The organism is Streptococcus sp. A11 (genome assembly GCF_043674225.1).
Taxonomy (GTDB): Bacteria; Bacillota; Bacilli; order Lactobacillales; family Streptococcaceae; genus Streptococcus; species Streptococcus suis_V.
Genome location: NZ_JBIMJS010000005.1, coordinates 76,619 through 93,392, shown reverse-complemented (window position 1 = coordinate 93,392; position 16,774 = coordinate 76,619). Strand labels below are relative to the sequence as shown.

Here is a 16,774-nt window from a genome sequence, read left to right as displayed (position 1 = left end):
TCTACTCCTTCTCTGTGACCACGCCATCAGCTGTCTTTTCAACTTTCATGGTATTCATCGAAATATAGCCCATGCTGGCAACGATACCTTCTTGGACTTCTTCTGAATACATGTAGTCCAAGAATTCCTTGGTCAAACCTTCAGGCTCGCCCTTGGTGTACATGTGCTCATAAGCCCAGATTGGCCAGTCGTTGGTCGCTACATTTTCAGTCGTCGGTTCAAACCCGTTCAATTTAATGGTATGAACTGACTCATCTAGATAGGCAAAGGCCAAATAAGAAATCGCTCCTGGCGTTTGGGCTACAATGGACTTAACCATCCCGTTTGAATCCTGTTCCTGACTTTGAATGGCTTTTTCACCTTGCATGATGATGCCGTCAAAGGTCGCACGAGAACCCGAACTTGCTGCACGGTTGATAATGGAAATTGGAAGGTCTTTACCACCTAGCTCCTTCCAGTTGGTAATCTCACCAGTGAAGATTTTACGCAAGTCCTCTGTCGAGATGTCGTCTACTGTCACCTCTTCGTTGACAATGACCGCTAGACCTGCAACTGCTACCTGATGGTCCACCAGCTGGCTGGCATCAATCCCATCCTTCTCCTCAGCAAATACGTCTGAGTTACCAATTTGGACAGCTCCTGACTGAACCTGTGACAAACCAGTACCCGAACCACCACCTTGGACATTGACAGACTTACCGATGTTGACAGAGCCAAATTCATCCGCTGCCGCCTCAACCAGGGGTTGGAGGGCTGTCGACCCTACTGCTGTAATGGATTCTCCACGATCAATCCATGACGAGCAAGCAGAAAGGGCCAAACTAGAAACTAAAAATAAAGCTGCAATACCTAGCTTATGCTTTTTTTTCATGTCGTTTTTTCCTTTACATTTTTCAGTGGAATCTCCTCTATTTTATGTATTTTTTACATAGAATTTACAAGATTTTTCCACCATTCCACTATAACATATAACCGTACAAGTTGCAAAAATAATCTGCTTGCATCTCTTAAAAACGAAGGCCTTTGGGAAAGCTGTTTTTCAAGGTCCCATTGACAATTTTTGCAAATCCCAGACCATTGCCAGCAACCGCTACCTGATACCAACCATTAGGCAAATCCTTGGACACTTCAAGAGGCTGACCAGCCACATAGGCGGTGAAATCATCCAAGCCAATGTCCACTCGTTTTTTCACCTCATGGCTATGCAGGGCAAGACCAAGGGCAAAACTTGGCTCGAAACGTTTCTTCTTGAAAACGCCCAGATGAAGACCATTTCGGGCAATCTTAACCTTGGATAAGTCTGGCAGACCGGCAGGCAAGAGATAGAGATTGTCGCCAAAGACCTGCAGGAGACCGTCCAACTGAACCCGCAACTGCTGTTCCGCAAACTCCTTCCAGAGCTGGCTTTGTTCCCGGTTGAGATTGGACTTGCCAGACTTGACTTTCTTGCTTCTTCCCTGACCGGCATAGCGGAACTTGGCCACAAACTGCCCTTCCCCCTTGAAATGGTGCGGATACATACGAGCCGTCTCAGGACAGCCAATGCCCTCCACCATTCCATTTATTTTAGGAATATCCACCAACTCTAGATGAAATTCTTCTACTAACCAGGCTACAATTTCTTCGTTTTCCTCAGGCGACCAGGTGCAGGTTGAATAAATCAGTTGTCCCTGGGGAGCCAGCATCTCTATTGCAGACTCCAAGATTTCTCTCTGTAGAGCCGCACATTGGGCCGGGTAGTCCGCAGACCAGTACTGAATGGCATCCGGATCCTTGCGGAACATGCCCTCACCTGAGCAGGGGGCATCCAGAACAATCATATCGAAATAGGAAGGGAAAACCTTTGCCAAACGGTCGGCTGATTCATTGGTCACGATAACATTTCTGGCAGCAAACCGTTCAATATTTTCAGCTAAAATCTTGGAACGCTTGGTCGATATTTCGTTACTGACCAAGAGGCCAGTATTATCCAAATAGGAAAGCAGGTGGGTCGACTTGCCTCCTGGGGCTGCCGCCAAGTCCAGGACTTTCATCCCTTTTGCAGGCGCAGCTACTTGACCGACAATCTGAGCGGCCGGTTCCTGGGAATAGACCAGACCTGTCACGTGCTCAGGGGATTTTCCTGAAACTTTGCCATAGTAAGACCAGGGCATGTCCGGAATGGCATCCACAAATTCCATCTGGGCCTCTTTAAGCGGATTGGTACGAAACCCTGAAACAGCTGGCTGGTCAAAACTCTCAAAAAATGCTTGGGCTTCTGGTCCAAGCAATTCACTATATTTATCAATAAAATCTTGTGGTAAATTCATGATGTCAGATACCTTTTTACTTCTTCAACATTGGCGTCGGCCACCAAGAGAACATACTCCCGTCCCTGGTAAAGTGGCTGGTCATTTTCCAAACTCAGGAGACTAAACCCAAGGGCCTGACCAAGTATGGCTGCTGCCGCATAATCCCAGGGATAAATATAGGAGGCGTAGGCCAGAAGACGACCCTTCAAAACCTGTAAAAAGCCAATCCCAGCACTTCCTACCGATCGCGTCCCCAGGGTTTGCTGGGCCAAATCCCGCAAACCATAGGCATTTTCTGCATAAATCTTGGCATTTAGCCCCAGCAAACTGTAGGCAAAATCCTTCTTCTGGGGAGCAGGCAAGAGTTGGTCATTGAGCTTGACAGGATAGTTAGCACCACCATGCAAAATCTCATCATTCATGAGATCGTAAATGACCGCAAAAATCCCTTTTCCTTCTTCAAAATAAGCCAGCATAATGGCAAAATCCGCCTTCTGCGCGATAAAGTTCGTGGTCCCATCAATAGGGTCGATGACCCAGACATGACCAGTATCAATGCTGGAAACATCGCCACCTTCTTCACCCAAGATATGGTCGTCAGAATAATGCGATAAAATAGCCTGACTGAGACGCTCCTGGATAGCCATATCCACATGGGTTACCAAGTCCTGGGGATTAGTCTTTGCAGTGATTTCCAACTGGTCGTCCAGATGTTCCAGGAGAAAGTTCCCGGCTTCCTTGACAATCGTCAGGGCAAACTGATATTTAGCGTCCAAGTCTGACCACCCCCTTCTGCCTTTCTTGGGCAGCCTTGACTACACGGTAGCTAGAGTAGCCAGAAACATCCTCAAAATCACGGTCAATTTGCTTTTCTTGGGCCTTACTGGGAACCACTTCCTTGAAGGCACGGTAGGCTGTCAAAACCTGTCCTGCATCAGCTCCCTTTTCATAGGCCAGCTCCACCTGATTCAAAAAAGAAAGCACGGAGGAAATCTCCTCTGTGCTCCACGAAAAATCAAGTGGATATGAATAATTTTTGTTCATATCAATTTATCCTATTTCTGCTCGCAATGTAGCATTTTTTAATTCTTGTTTACGGTATTTTCTAGGAAGGAAGGCACGGATTTCATCTTCATTAAACCCAATCTGCATCCGCTTTTCATCCAAGATAATGGGACGACGTAAGAGACTCGGATGGGTTTCTATTAATTCAATCAATTGACCAATGGACAGGTCATCGACATCCACATTCAACTTTTGAAAAACCTTAGAACGTGTCGAAATGAGGTCGTCCGTTCCATTTTCTGTCAAGGCTAAAATTTGCTTAAGCTCGACAGCAGTCAGCGGACTGGTCATAATATTGTGCTCAATAAAAGGGACTTCATGATTGGTCAACCATGTACGCGCCTTGCGACAACTAGTACAGCTCGGCGATAAAAACAAGGTAATCATCTGTTTCAGCTCCCTTCTACATTCCTAATCACTTATATTATATCGTAACTTTAGAACGTTTTCAAGGCTATTCCTGGATTTATTCCTCTTTCTTAATCAAAATGTCGATTTTTTTCTCCAGCTCCTGAATCTTCAGACCTTGTTCCTCGATTTTGGCAAGGAGAATATCCATCTTGGTCTCGCGCTCATTGTCGGTAAAAAAGCGGGTAATGGTCGAAGTCACCATACCGAAGGTGCAGATGCCAATCAACATCAGGAGGATGGCCATAATTTTTGAAATAGTATCCGTAGGAACAATATCCCCGTAACCAACCGTTGTCATGGTTACAATAGACCACCAGAGGGCATCAAAGAAGGACTTCTTCTCGATGATAGACAGGACCCCACTGGCCACTAGGACAGCTGATACATTGAGCATCAGAACCTTGGACAGGCTATTGGTGTGGAGGAGCTTATTGAGCGTGTCCCAGAAACGATTGGACAGAGCAAAAATGCGGGCAACCTTGACCAGGCGAAAAAGCCGCGCCAGCCGACCAATCTGCAGGAAACGAAAGACCGAATCGAAGGGAATAATGGCAATCAATTCCAAGATATGGTCCTGTATATATTGCAGATTATCTTCTGCATAATAAAGCTGAACGAAATAGTCCACTACAAAAATGAACCAGAGGCACCAATCCAAGGTCTGAAAGCCAGAATTATACACAAGGCTGGTATCCAGCAGTTCCAAGACAATCAAAAGAACGTAGGCCAGGGCCAGATAGGTCATGACCTTTTCATAAATAGGGTGTTGGACCCATTTTTTAATCATGCTGCCCCCAGTTGAGTGAATAGGCTTCATCACTCTTCATCTGCTCCATCAGAGCCTCAATGCCATCAAACTTAATCATGTCACGAATTTTTTCCAACCAGAAAATAGTCATGCTTTCTCCGTAGATAAAGTCTTCAAAGTCAAAAATATGGGCCTCAATCCGCAGTTCAGTCCCATCAAAGGTGACATTTTTCCCTACGCTGGTCATGGCTCGGTAACGTCGGCCACCGACCTCTACATCTGCTACATAAACACCGTCCGACGGTAGATGAACTCTATCGTAAGGAGCCAAATTAGCGGTAGGATAGCCAATGGTTCGACCTCTAGCATCCCCGTGAACAACCAGGCCTTGAGTCGTAAAGGTGTAGCCCAGCAATTGATTAGCAAGGGTGACATTCCCTTCTTTAATAGCTTGGCGAATGCGGGTGGAAGAAATTTTTTCACCGCCCATGGTCACTGCCTCCACAACCTCAACCCGACCATCAAACAGTTCTGCCAAAGCCGTAACATCTGCTCTGCAATTGCCAAAATGATAGTCGAAACCTGCCACCAAGACCTGAGCCTTGAGCCCCTTGATATAGCGTTCTACAAATTGCTCCGGCTGATTGCTGGCAAATTCACTGGTAAAGGGCGTCAAAAATAGCCGTTCTACACCATGGTCTGCCAAGAGCTGGTAGCGTTGCTCCGGGCTGGTCAAATGAAGGAGTAAGTCCGGCGAGAAGCGGGCAAAAGCCAGCTTGGGTGACTCAGGAAAGGTCAAAACCGTCACGGTCAACCCCTCTTGATCCGCAATTTTTCTGGCCCGCTGCAAGAGTGCCTGGTGGCCCAGGTGAATCCCATCAAAATAACCCAAAACCAGCACCGTAGGCTCCTGCTGGTTCAAATCCCTGTAATCATTTATCTCTATAATTTCCATAACAGTTTATTTTATCATATTTTTGGACGAAAACTAGGCAAAAACCTTGCTTGGTTTGTAGAGGTCGTCTCGTTTTTCAAAAACAGCAATCAACTTGTCCTCATATAAGCCAGCTACTCGGTCTGCACTGGCATCCAATTGGAGAAAACGGCCAAAGCCAGCATCTGCCACCTGCTCTTCATTCAAGGTCACAATCGGCAGATCACCAATGCCTTGCTCAATGGGGCGAAGGAAGGAGAAATCATCTCTAGCAACCAAGACCGCTATTTCCTCCAAGGTCAGGGCGTCATCCAGGCACATGCCTGCTGAACCAGTCCGCTCCAATTTGGACATGTGGCTGGCATAACCTAGCTTGGCACCCAGGTCCACAGACAGGGTCCGAACATAGGTTCCCTTGCCGCATTTGACACGGAACGTAAATCTGGCACAGCCGTCTGACAGCTGAATAGGGCTAGTGCGTTCAAAGCTGTAAATGTCCACCTGGCGTTGGGGACGCTCTACCTGCTCTCCTGCTCGTGCATATTCATAGAGTTTACGGCCATTGATCTTGACAGCTGAGTACATAGGCGGAATCTGGGTAATCCGACCGACAAAGCTAGCCATAGCCTCATCCACTGCCTGCTCTGCTATTTCCAAAACAGGCGTCGTCTCCAAAGTTTCCCCGGACGCATCTTCTGTCGTAGTCGAGTAGCCAATGGTAATCTCGCCCTCGTAGACCTTGCCCTCCTCCTGCATGAACTCAATCATGCGAGTAGCCTTGCCAACCGCAATGGGTAGAACACCTGTCACATCTGGGTCCAGGGTCCCCCCATGGCCAATTTTCTTTTCCTGTAGGATCTTGCGGAGCTTGAAAACCGCATCATGACTGGTCATGCCAGCCTCTTTTTTTAAATTGATAATTCCTGAAATCATAGATTTAATTATACCATAAAAGGACCGCTCTTGTGAGCAAGTCCTCGCTTACTTTCTAAGAAGCTGTATTTACAAGTAAATGTCATTTAGAAAATTTCCTTAGTTAAAGGTGTTGAACTGTAAATACAGGTTTATAAATTCCTGACTAGCCAATCATCCCTAGCAGATACTGCAAGAGGAGGGAGATGCAGGTAATGCTAATCCAGCAGCTGGCCCCTAGCAGAATGGCTCTTCCACCTGTCCTGAGCAGATGAAGCAGGTCTGTCTTGAGTCCAATCGCTGCCATGGCCATGGTGATGAAGAACTTAGACAAATCCTTGATGGGCGCAAAAATTGCTTGAGAATAGCCCAGACCAGTCCAAATCGTCGTAAAAAGACTGGCCCCAAGGAAAAAGAGGATAAAGGTCGGAAAGACCGTTTTGAGCGAGAAATCTGACTGGCTGGACCGAGCTTTTTTGGCTTGCAGAATGGCCAGAACAAGAGTAATCGGTATGATGGCCAGAGTTCGTGTCAATTTGACTGTTACACCTGTATCTAGGGTCTGACTTCCCAGCTGGTAAAGATTATCCCAGGTGCTTGCTGCCGCTGTGACAGAGGAGGTATCATTGATGGCAGTTCCTACAAACAAGCCAAATTCTTGACCCGATTGGGTGGAAAATCCCAGGATTTGTCCTAAACTGGGAAATAGCAGTGCTGCCAAGAGATTAAAGAAAAAAATCACCGAGATGGCTTGGGCAACCTCTTCATCCTTGGCCTTGATAACAGGCGCTGTTGCTGCAATGGCAGAACCCCCACAAATCGAAGAACCAACTCCGACCAGGATTGCAATCGGCGCTTCAATCGCACAATACTTGTTCCCAAGATAGGCCACTAGCAGGGCTGTTGAAATCGTCGCAAGGATAATAGGCAAGGACTGCTTGCCAGTCTCCCAGATGACACCCAGATTGAGACCAAACCCTAGTAGAATAACCGCATATTGCAATATTTTTTTAGATGTAAAGGCCAATCCAGCATCCAAAACATAGCTATCCTTGATAAAAAATGCTAAGACCAGTCCTATTATCAAGGCAAAGACTGCTCCACCAACCAGCGGAAATTGACTTCCCAGCCACTGACTGGCCAAGGCAATAATGGCACAAACACCGATACCAGCTGCTTTTCTCCTAAATTCCATCCTAACCTCCCCCAAAGGAAACTTTTCAAACATTATACTCTTTTTCTGTAAAAAATGCCTGGGAGGGATGATAAACACCTCAGGCCCATTAGAAAAGACCCGCACAAGCAGGTCTTGAATTTTAGGGGGCAGTTAATCTAGAGCGGTAACTTGGTAGTCACCCTCAATATAGAAAGTCGATGTCAGGCTTTCCTGCCCGTCATTGACAAGGATTTCCACACAGTTGCTATCAACCAAGACCAGTAGGTCTGTCGCTTGGACAGTAACTGCTCGGCGAACCGTTGGCCACTCTTCTTCACCAGCTTGCTGGATTTTGAGGTGGCTACGGTCAATGTAGACTTCTTGGCTTTCCTTATCGTAACCAAATTGCAGGTAATCTTGGTCGCTTCCAAGTTTTACTTCCAAACTATCTTCCAGTTTAAGAGAGAGCTTGCTTGGACCTTGGATACTTTGTCCAATTTCAATATCCTTGAAGGCTTCCAAGACACTTGTTGGCAGAACTTGGTGCAATCCGTTTTCAGTCTTCTTGAGAATGCGTGGAAGGGTCATCTGACCGTACCACTTATGGCCTAGGTCATTGGTCACCAACTTGCGACCCCAAGTATGCATCCAGGCTACCATGACACGTTCGCCTTCTGGACCTTGGGTAGTCTGAGCTGCGTAGAAGTCATGTCCGTGGTCAATTTCCTTAAAGGAATCTGCCACAAAGACCTTCTTATCCCAGTCCACATGGCCTGTCACGAAGATGTTGGAGTTGATATTGGTAAAGTTATTTCCGTCTTTTTGGTAACGCATTGGAGAGATAATCAGGTACTCTTGACCATCTACTTCAAAGTAGTCAGGACATTCCCAGACAAAGCCTTGGTTGGCCTCACCTTTCAAGAAGATAGACTCAAATTTCCAATCCGTCAGGTTGGGAGAGCTGAGTAAGACGATACAGCCGACATTGTCCTTGTGCTTGGTTGCGACAACAGAGTAGTAGTGACCATCTTTCTCAAAAATCTTCGGATCGCGGAAGTCATTGGCAATCACTTCTTCTGGCAGTCCATCTGCTGTTGCGACTGGATTCTGCTCGATTTTTTCAAAGTGAATACCGTCAGTTGAGAAGGCCATGTTCTGAACTTGACTAACTGTCCCGTCTTCGTTGACGATATGACCTGTGTACATGAGCCAGAGGACATCATCTTTGACAATGGCAGAGCCCGAGAAACAGCCGTCTTTATCGTATGCTTTATCAGGAGCTAGGGCAACTGGAAGCTGTTCCCAGTTGACCAAGTCCTTACTTTTCGCATGACCCCAGTGCATCGGTCCCCAAACACTTTCGTAAGGGTTGAATTGGTAGAAGAGATGATATTCTCCACGGAAGTAGATAAATCCATTGGGGTCGTTAATCCAGCCAGTTTCCGGTGTTAAATGGGCTTGCGGTTTGAAAATCGGATTGATTTTTCCTTTTTCTGTCTGAATAAATTGATTGGCTTTATCAACTGTTTTCACAGGCAGCCTCCTTTTAAATTACTGATTTGCTTTGTACTGATCGTAGTATTTTTGCTTGATAGCTAACCAGTCAGAAAGACCATAGCTTTCCAATTCTTTCAAGTAGCTATCCCACTCTTCTTCGATACCACCGTTGACAATCCATTCTGCACGTTTGCGGTAGATGAAGTCGTTCATATCTGCTTCAACTTGGGCAATCTTGTCCAAATCTTCTTGTTCCATGAAGACACGAGGGTAGATGTCATCGTTGGTCACATAGTCAAGATAGGTTTCGTGCATCAAGTCCAAACGCCATTTGGCATCGTCTGGCATAGTTGTCACAGTTCCGTAGTACTCATCAAGAATAGCAAGCGGTCCACCAACTTCTGTCTTCTGACGCAATTCGCCCGGTGCAGTACCGTTCAACGGCAAGTGTTTCAAGCTATCTGTCGCTGCATCGTATTCGAAGATGTTTTGTTGGGTTTCATCACCATAGGTACCCCAGTTGTTTTGAACAGACTGGATTGGTTTGTATTGGGCATCAATCCACTTGGCTGTCAATTCCAAGTTTTTGTTAGCTGAAGTAATGACCATGCGGTCACGTTGGAAGCCCATACCGTTGGTACGAGTGATGTGCTTGGTTCCGTCAGGACCTGCCAAGACTGGCAAGATGTCATAGGTATCATTCATACCAGTGATGTTTGCCTTGTCCCATGTGAAGTACACACCATAGAGGTTTTCACTACCTTTTGCAAGATAAGTATTCCAGTCTTGTTCAAAGGCTTCTGGGTCAATGAGGCCTTTTTCTTGCAGGGTACGCATGAACTCAACACCTTCTTTGTAATCTTCGTTGTCCGCTGTGAAGTCAACTGTTCCATCATTGTTTACGACGATATGCTCATCGTTATCACCGACACCGAAGGCACCAAAGAGAATCTTGAAATCTTCGCCGCCGTTACCGTTGACAAAGGACATTGGAATTTCATCTGCCTTGCCATTTCCATTTGGATCCTTGGTCTTGAAGGCTTCAAGTACCTTGATCAAGTCATCTGTTGTTTTTGGCATTTCAAGACCAAGTTTGTCCAACCATCCCTTGTTAATCCAAGCAATATCACTGACAGTATGGATGGATTCCTTGCCTTCACCTAGCTCTTCAATCCATGGGAATGAGTAGATATGACCGTCTGGTGCTGTAATCATAGAACGGTATTCTGGATTTTCATCCAAAATTTTCTTGAGGTTTGGCATATGCTCATCGATCAAGTCTTCAACTGGTACGATAACACCTTGTTTAGCCCAGTTCATCAATTCCACATCAGAAGCCCCGTCGTTATGGATGGCATCTGGCAAGTCACCCGAAGCAATGTCCAAATTCCGCTTTTCACCAAAGTCTGACTGGTAGTTTGTCCATTCAATATGAACGCCAGTTTCTTCCTCAAGACGTTGAAAAATCAACTTTTCATTAGGATCAGCTGGAGCTAGAGGTGAACTAGCTGTCATGAACTTAAGCGTAACGGATTTTTCCAAAGGGAACTGAATATCTTTCAATTCATAATCAGGGCTTGATGCGGTATTTTTTGAGCCACAAGCAGCCAACAAAACGGTACTTGCTAGAAGCGTAACAACTGTTTTTCCAAATTTGTGTTTCATCAGAAACAACCTCCTATATTGTTTTCTAAAAAATAATTAATACTTATTATACTCAATGAAAATCAAAAACAGACTAGGCGACGCAGATGCAGATAGAACTGACGTTCATCAAATCAAGTCAACAACGTCTGCTTTTGATTTTCGAAGAGGATTAACCTTTTAATGAACCAGCCATGATACCCTTATCAAAGTATTTCTGGAAGAATGGATACATGACAATGAGTGGCAAGCTAGAGATGACAATGGTCGCATACTTAATCATTTCTGCGATTCGTTTCATTTCATTCATGGCAGCCTGGGCACCAATCATGTCCTTAGCAGGCTCGCTTTGAATGAGGATTTTACGAAGTACTAGTTGGAGTGGCTCCAAGTCTGGATCCTTGATGTAAATCATAGCATCAAAGTAAGAATTCCATTGACCGACAAAGGCATAGAGGAAGAGTACAAACATAATCGGTTTTGCCAGCGGAATCATGATTTTCCAGAAAATCTGAAATTCATTGGCACCGTCCATAACGGCTGCTTCAACCAACTCATCTGGCAAGCCTTGAAAATAGGTCCGTGCCAAGATGATATTCCAAACATTGACTGCTCCAGGAATAATAATGGCCCAGACAGTGTTCAACATTCCCAAATCTTTAACCAAGAGATAGGTCGGAACGAGTCCACCACCGAAGAACATGGTGAAAACTAGAAAGGCATTGATCCATTTTTTCACAACCAAATCCTTTTTTGAAAGAGGATAAGCAGTCATGACCGAAATGGCTACAGTCACAAAGGCAAAGGAGAAGGAATAAAAGAGGGAGTTGAAGAATCCGCGTAGGATAGACTTGTCTGAAAATACCCGTTGATAGCCTTCTACTGTCCAGTCCTTTGGATCAAAGCTAATGCCTTTGCTGACCAAAGCCTGCGGATCCATGAAGGAAGCGACTAAGATATAGACCATAGGCACAACTGTTATGAGAACAAGAAATGCCAGCAAGATTTTATTGACAATCAGCATTCGCTTGTCAAATTTTGTGTACATTTGTGTATTCATACGAACCTCCTATAAGCCTTGTCCATCGTTGATGCGTTGGACAATCTTATTGACTGCAATCAGCAGGATAATATTGATAAAGGCATTGAACAAGCCAACCGCTGTTGAGTAAGAGTAGTCCCCTGACACCAAACCGATTTTATAGACATAGGTTGAAATGATTTCAGAACTGGTTAGGTTGAGGGAAGTCTGCATCAGAAAGGCTTTTTCGTAACCAACGTTCATGATGCCCCCTGCTGCCAGGATAAACTGAATGACCATAACTGGTTTTAGCGCTGGTAAGTCAATATGCCAGATACGTTGGAAGATATTGGCACCGTCTAACTTAGCTGCTTCAATCAAGGCCGGATCAACATTGACCAAGGTTGCTGTGTAGAGCGTTGATGCCCAACCCATTCCCTGCCAGATACCACTGAGAATATAGAGAGGTCTGAAGTAATCAGGATTCGTCAGGAAGTTGGCCTCCAACCCAAACATACCTAGGATGGAATTGACCGGTCCTCCTACCGAGAAGAAGAGGAAAATCATACCGACGATGACCACGACCGAGATAAAGTTTGGAGCATATAGCACCAATTGAATCCGTTTTTTAGCCTTATCGCTCAATAATTGGTTGAGCATGATTGCCAAAATAATGGGTGGAAGAAATCCTAGGAGAAGTCCGTAGACACTCAATTTCAAGGTATTGGCAAGCAAATTACCAAAGTTTGGAGAAGAGAGAAACTTGGTAAACTCTTCAAACCCAATCCACTCACTACCTAGAACACCTTTTAAAGGGTTATAGTCCTTGAAGGCAATCAGCACCCCGTACATGGGAATGTAACGGAAGATGAAAGTCAAGACCAAGCCTGGAAGTAACATCAGTAACAAGAGTTTCTGTTGCTTGATTCTATCTAATAGACTAGCTTGTTGCAGTTTAGATGTTTTCATAAGAACTTCTTTTTGAAACGTTTCAAAATTTTCTGTTTTAGAAAGAGGATAAACTCCTCTATTTTTGAAACGTTTCATTTTTCTTGTAAAAATAAAACCAACTGTTTATTGATGATTTTATTTTATCATTGTAACCGCTTTCTGTCAACTACTTTTTTAAAAATTTTTTGTCGTTTTTCCTTCTAGGTAAGAAATTGGTAATGTGACTTGGAGAGGACGCTCCCTTTTCTCAATAATATCGACTAAACAGGCAACTGCTTCTTGGGCCATAGCCTCCAATGGCTGACGAATGGTGGAAAGTTCTAAAGAACGTTCACTTGCCAATTGAATACCGTCATAGCCGATTACCTGCACATCTTCTGGAACCCGTCGTCCCAGTTTTTCCAAAATGGAAAGGGTGTCAAGAGCCACAAAATCATTGATGGTAAAAATGGCATCAATTTGCGGGTTGGCAATCAAAAATTTCTCTACTGTTCCAACAAAATCATCATAGGGTTCTTCCAAATCCAAGACTTGACAAGGAAAACCAGCTTCTACTATCCGTTTTTCAAAATAGATTCTTCGCTTCTTGGTTTCGTTGATGGTTTTATTGTGCCCACCGATAAAGGCAAAATGGCGGCCACCTTTTGCTATCAAGGTATCAGCTGCCAGCTCCGCACCAGCCTGGTTGTCCGAGCTGACACAAGGGATAGCCTTATTTTCATAGGTGCGGTCGATACTGACAAAGGGGATATTGGACGATAGGTAATCATCAATTGGACTATAGGTGATGGCGATAATGCCATCCACCTTATTTTGTTGGAGCATGGTTAGGTAGTCCAGTTCCCGCTTAGGGCCTGAGATATTGCAAAGCAAGAGTTTGTAGTTCTTCTTGCTCAGGGCTACTTCGACATGATAGGCAAACTCTCCAAAAAAGGGATGCCAAACTGTCGGAATGATTAAGGCAATGGTTTCTGTCTTGTTCTTTTTCATGCCACGGGCGTAAACATCTGGGATGTAGTTCAATTCCTTAATGGCTGTATTGACTTTTTCAAGAGTTGCTTCCTTGATGCCAGGCTCCTTGTTGATAACCCTTGAAACTGTCCCAACGCTAACACCGGCAACCCGTGCAACATCTTTCATAGTAATTGATTTTTGTTCTTCCACAAACGGCTCCTTTCCAAAACATTTTTGAAACGTTTCAATAATTTACACTAGAATATCATTGATAGCGTTTTCTGTCAAGAAAAAATAAAATAGACCAGCTGAGCCAGTCCATTGAGCTGACAAAGTCTAATTATTTCTTTTTCTTTCTTTTCAAATAATCAAATAAATCCAACAAACAATAAGGAATAAGATAAACAAAATAAGCTAGAAAGAACCATCTTGAATCAAGATTGCTAAAATACAAAACAAACAAAACTAGAAGAGATAATACTAAATAGAAATTCTTATTTTTAAATAGTTTGCTCATTGTTATTTACCCCTAAAGTCCGTGAAATGTTTATAGCCTTTTGTTTTAAATAGAGCCGTCCATTCCTTACGATTTATACATCTTCTTCATCGGGTGCTTGGCAATGACTTCTGGGTGATTGTCCAGTGCTGCCTGGCCTTTTTCGGTCAAGGCGTAGCCACGAACCTTGAAGTAAGGTGCCAATTGCTCCTCCGTCAAATGGTCTTTGAGGGCTTGATCAACTTCTGCCGCCTTCATTTTCGACAAACCGGTCACACCTTCTGCCTTAAGAATATTTTTCTTGGCCGTTGAAGTAATGTGATCCAGCGACTCAAATGCTGTTTCGACGCGGGCATAGCCATCCGCAATCAGTTGTTCCATATGGGCAGGACCGTCAATCCCATAGCTGTACTCAAAATACTTGGAATAGGGCGTCGTCGTTTCAAAAGAACCTAGACTAATGCGCCAGAGCAAGATAATATCGCCCGGCAAAATTCCCTCTTCCAGACGGACCATATTGCGCTTGGGAACCGGCTTGGGTTCTAGCAACCATTGACCCAAATCGCGTTCATGAGAAATATAAGGCTTGACCTCATGGTCTTTATACATTTCCTCAATGCGTTTCTCAAATGACATGTTCTCTTCCTCGCCAAACTTAAACTTCTACTCAATTATAGCCTATTTATGGGCATAGAACAAGAAGAAGAACTGCAGACTGTTAGGCACCAACCATAATCTGCCAGCAGATACCAAATTGGTCCTCAAGGTTGGCATAGGCAGGAGCCCAGGGTGTTTCCTGGTATTCAGCAATAATCTTCCGTGCATCCCGGCTCAATTTCTCGTAAATACGTCTAGCATTATCCGCCGTATCCACCACAATAGAGGCCGAAACATTGTAGCCCTGTCGGTATTCAAAGGCAGGATTTTCATCCGAAATCATCAGTCGATGCTCTCCGACCACTAATTCAGCACTCAAAAGCAAATGTTCGTGCTCCTTGGGACAAGGATGGACAAAGTCTGCCCATTTCTTCAGATTACAGACCTCAGCCTGCAGGGCATCTTGGTAAAACTGGACCGCTTCCACCCCATTTCCATTCATTACTAGATTGATTTCTAGCGCTTGTATCATTTTAACATCCTAACATTGATAAATAAGCATTCTGTAACTTCTTCATTATGCAAAACGGCAGTTTTTATTATACAATTTTTGTAGTAAATTTCAAAAATAAACGAATTTCAGATAATTAAAGTCAATTCATAAATATTGAAATAATCAACTTTTTATCGATATTTATTAAAATATTAACTTAAAATCATTTGTAAATCTTTAGTTATTTTTAATCAAATAAAATTCCTGCTAGCCAGAAGATGACTGCAGGAACTTGGTCTAATCTTGTCTTTTAAACTGGAGCAAGCGGCTGCCTTGGAAGGTCAATTCTCCCTGGTCACCTTCAGCAAGTAGGGCATATTCCTCAGGCTTGACACGAAACTCCCTGCGCTCCTTCTGCCATTCAAAGGTCACATAGTAATTGGTCCTAGCCATTTCATTGCCAAAGACATGAGTGCGCTTGGACACTAGCTTGGCCTGCCGAATTTCCACCGGAGACTGGTTATTGCGATGCCATTCCAAAAAATTTCGGACGATTTGATAGACAACAATCCCCAAAATAATGGTGGCAACTGCATAAATGAATAGCATAATTACATCCACACTTCCACCTGGACCTAAAAGATTGTCAAACATAGTAGATACTCCTTTTACATTTATAAGAATAGTATATCATATTTTGAATGGCCAGGAAATTGAATATTGACTAAAATCATGATAAAATGAAGCATAATTTTGAAATGAAAGTGATGACACAAATGAAAAAACTACTTTTTCTAGGCCTTGCTAGCAGCCTCCTACTGACAGCCTGCGCCAACTCAACAACGACACCAAGCAGCACTGAAGAGGCTAATTCAAGCTCTACCCTGCAAACAACTTCTGACTCAACAGCATCCAGCAAATTCAAAAAAGACCTGGCCTACGCTGTCAACAATCCTGACGCCGTTTTTCCACAGTTGAGCCCAGAGGTTGCTGACAATGAGGCCCTGGTCAAGATAAAAACAACCGAGGGAGACATCACCATCAAGCTCTTCCCTGAATTGGCCCCTATGACGGTGGAAAACTTCCTGACCCACGCCAAAGAAGGCTACTACGATGGTACGATTTTCCACAGGGTTATCAAGGACTTTATGATTCAAGGCGGAGATCCCCTGGGCAATGGTACCGGTGGCGAGTCCATTTGGGCTGGCAAGGGGACGACCAAGGATGCCGGCTATGGTTTCAAGGATGAAATTTCTGCCTTCCTCTACAATATCCGTGGCTCTCTTTCCATGGCCAATGCTGGCGCGGGGACAAACGGCAGCCAGTTCTTCATCAACCAAAACACAACCGATATGTCCGGTCAATTGGCTGGCGCAGGCTATCCTGAAAAAATCCTACAAGCCTACAAAAACGGGGGCAATCCAAACCTGGATACCAAGCACACCGTCTTTGGTCAAGTTACCGAAGGCATGGACGTTGTGGATAAAATCGCCGCTGTAGAAACCGGCGAAAACGACAAACCCAAAACAGATGTGAAAATCGAAAGCATCGAAATCCTGAAAGACTACACCTTCCCGACAGAATAGACCAAAACCCAGTCGACG

General features: G+C 44.4%; 18 protein-coding genes. 1 reads left to right on the top strand and 17 read right to left on the bottom strand.

Annotation, left to right across the window (positions count from 1 at the left end):
- Position 1: 1 nt before the first annotated feature.
- The 17 genes from ACHBIF_RS04620 to ACHBIF_RS04540 form a co-directional block, all read right to left on the bottom strand.
- The gene (locus ACHBIF_RS04620) at positions 2 to 871 is read right to left on the bottom strand and encodes a phosphate ABC transporter substrate-binding protein PstS family protein (RefSeq protein WP_172010043.1); all 870 of its coding nucleotides are present in this window, start codon (positions 869 to 871) and stop codon (positions 2 to 4) included.
- Positions 872 to 1,007: 136 nt separating this feature from the next.
- A complete protein-coding gene (locus ACHBIF_RS04615; protein WP_394718979.1) occupies positions 1,008 to 2,309 on the bottom strand; it encodes an RsmF rRNA methyltransferase first C-terminal domain-containing protein in 1,302 nt (433 codons plus the stop codon).
- The gene (locus tag ACHBIF_RS04610) at positions 2,306 to 3,067 is read right to left on the bottom strand and encodes an inositol monophosphatase family protein (protein WP_394718977.1); all 762 of its coding nucleotides are present in this window, start codon (positions 3,065 to 3,067) and stop codon (positions 2,306 to 2,308) included. Before ACHBIF_RS04610 ends, ACHBIF_RS04615 begins: the two co-directional genes overlap by 4 nt.
- The gene (locus ACHBIF_RS04605) at positions 3,057 to 3,335 is read right to left on the bottom strand and encodes a UPF0223 family protein (protein WP_105123232.1); all 279 of its coding nucleotides are present in this window, start codon (positions 3,333 to 3,335) and stop codon (positions 3,057 to 3,059) included. The genes ACHBIF_RS04610 and ACHBIF_RS04605 overlap by 11 nt, the downstream gene beginning before the upstream one ends.
- 6 nt (positions 3,336 to 3,341) lie before the next feature.
- Positions 3,342 to 3,743, bottom strand: coding sequence for a Spx/MgsR family RNA polymerase-binding regulatory protein (locus tag ACHBIF_RS04600; RefSeq protein ID WP_105123231.1), 402 nt, complete (start codon positions 3,741 to 3,743; stop codon positions 3,342 to 3,344).
- 79 nt (positions 3,744 to 3,822) lie between these two features.
- Positions 3,823 to 4,554 (bottom strand): potassium channel family protein, encoded by a 732-nt coding sequence (locus tag ACHBIF_RS04595; protein WP_105110984.1) that lies wholly within the window; start codon positions 4,552 to 4,554, stop codon positions 3,823 to 3,825.
- On the bottom strand, positions 4,547 to 5,470 hold the full coding sequence (locus tag ACHBIF_RS04590) for a bifunctional riboflavin kinase/FAD synthetase (protein ID WP_394718974.1): 924 nt from the start codon (positions 5,468 to 5,470) through the stop codon (positions 4,547 to 4,549). The genes ACHBIF_RS04595 and ACHBIF_RS04590 overlap by 8 nt, the downstream gene beginning before the upstream one ends.
- 33 nt (positions 5,471 to 5,503) lie before the next feature.
- A complete protein-coding gene (gene truB / locus ACHBIF_RS04585; RefSeq protein ID WP_394719006.1) occupies positions 5,504 to 6,379 on the bottom strand; it encodes a tRNA pseudouridine(55) synthase TruB in 876 nt (291 codons plus the stop codon).
- Positions 6,380 to 6,527: 148 nt separating this feature from the next.
- A complete protein-coding gene (locus ACHBIF_RS04580) occupies positions 6,528 to 7,556 on the bottom strand; it encodes a YeiH family protein (protein ID WP_394718972.1) in 1,029 nt (342 codons plus the stop codon).
- A gap of 132 nt (positions 7,557 to 7,688) precedes the next feature.
- Complete coding sequence (locus ACHBIF_RS04575; protein WP_394718970.1) at positions 7,689 to 9,050, bottom strand: glycoside hydrolase family 32 protein; 1,362 nt, start codon at positions 9,048 to 9,050, stop codon at positions 7,689 to 7,691.
- Between the two features lie 18 nt (positions 9,051 to 9,068).
- Positions 9,069 to 10,679, bottom strand: coding sequence for an ABC transporter substrate-binding protein (locus tag ACHBIF_RS04570; protein WP_394718968.1), 1,611 nt, complete (start codon positions 10,677 to 10,679; stop codon positions 9,069 to 9,071).
- Positions 10,680 to 10,830: 151 nt separating this feature from the next.
- Positions 10,831 to 11,718: a carbohydrate ABC transporter permease gene (locus ACHBIF_RS04565; protein WP_394718966.1), complete on the bottom strand. Its 888-nt coding sequence runs from the start codon at positions 11,716 to 11,718 to the stop codon at positions 10,831 to 10,833.
- 9 nt (positions 11,719 to 11,727) lie between these two features.
- Complete coding sequence (locus ACHBIF_RS04560; RefSeq protein ID WP_105160657.1) at positions 11,728 to 12,648, bottom strand: sugar ABC transporter permease; 921 nt, start codon at positions 12,646 to 12,648, stop codon at positions 11,728 to 11,730.
- 156 nt (positions 12,649 to 12,804) lie between these two features.
- Entirely contained in the window at positions 12,805 to 13,794 is a 990-nt protein-coding gene (locus ACHBIF_RS04555) for a LacI family DNA-binding transcriptional regulator (RefSeq protein WP_394718964.1), read from the bottom strand.
- A 373-nt stretch (positions 13,795 to 14,167) separates the two neighbouring features.
- Positions 14,168 to 14,716: a hypothetical protein gene (locus ACHBIF_RS04550; protein WP_105110991.1), complete on the bottom strand. Its 549-nt coding sequence runs from the start codon at positions 14,714 to 14,716 to the stop codon at positions 14,168 to 14,170.
- 82 nt (positions 14,717 to 14,798) lie between these two features.
- Positions 14,799 to 15,209 carry a VOC family protein gene (locus ACHBIF_RS04545; RefSeq protein ID WP_394718962.1) on the bottom strand — a complete coding sequence of 137 codons (411 nt, stop codon included), beginning with the start codon at positions 15,207 to 15,209 and terminating at the stop codon, positions 14,799 to 14,801.
- 258 nt (positions 15,210 to 15,467) lie between these two features.
- On the bottom strand, positions 15,468 to 15,824 hold the full coding sequence (locus ACHBIF_RS04540; RefSeq protein WP_105110993.1) for a DUF2500 domain-containing protein: 357 nt from the start codon (positions 15,822 to 15,824) through the stop codon (positions 15,468 to 15,470).
- A gap of 122 nt (positions 15,825 to 15,946) precedes the next feature.
- Here ACHBIF_RS04540 and ACHBIF_RS04535 point away from each other — a divergent pair, with 122 nt between their 5' ends.
- The gene (locus ACHBIF_RS04535; RefSeq protein WP_125265665.1) at positions 15,947 to 16,756 is read left to right on the top strand and encodes a peptidylprolyl isomerase; all 810 of its coding nucleotides are present in this window, start codon (positions 15,947 to 15,949) and stop codon (positions 16,754 to 16,756) included.
- Positions 16,757 to 16,774: the final 18 nt, after the last annotated feature.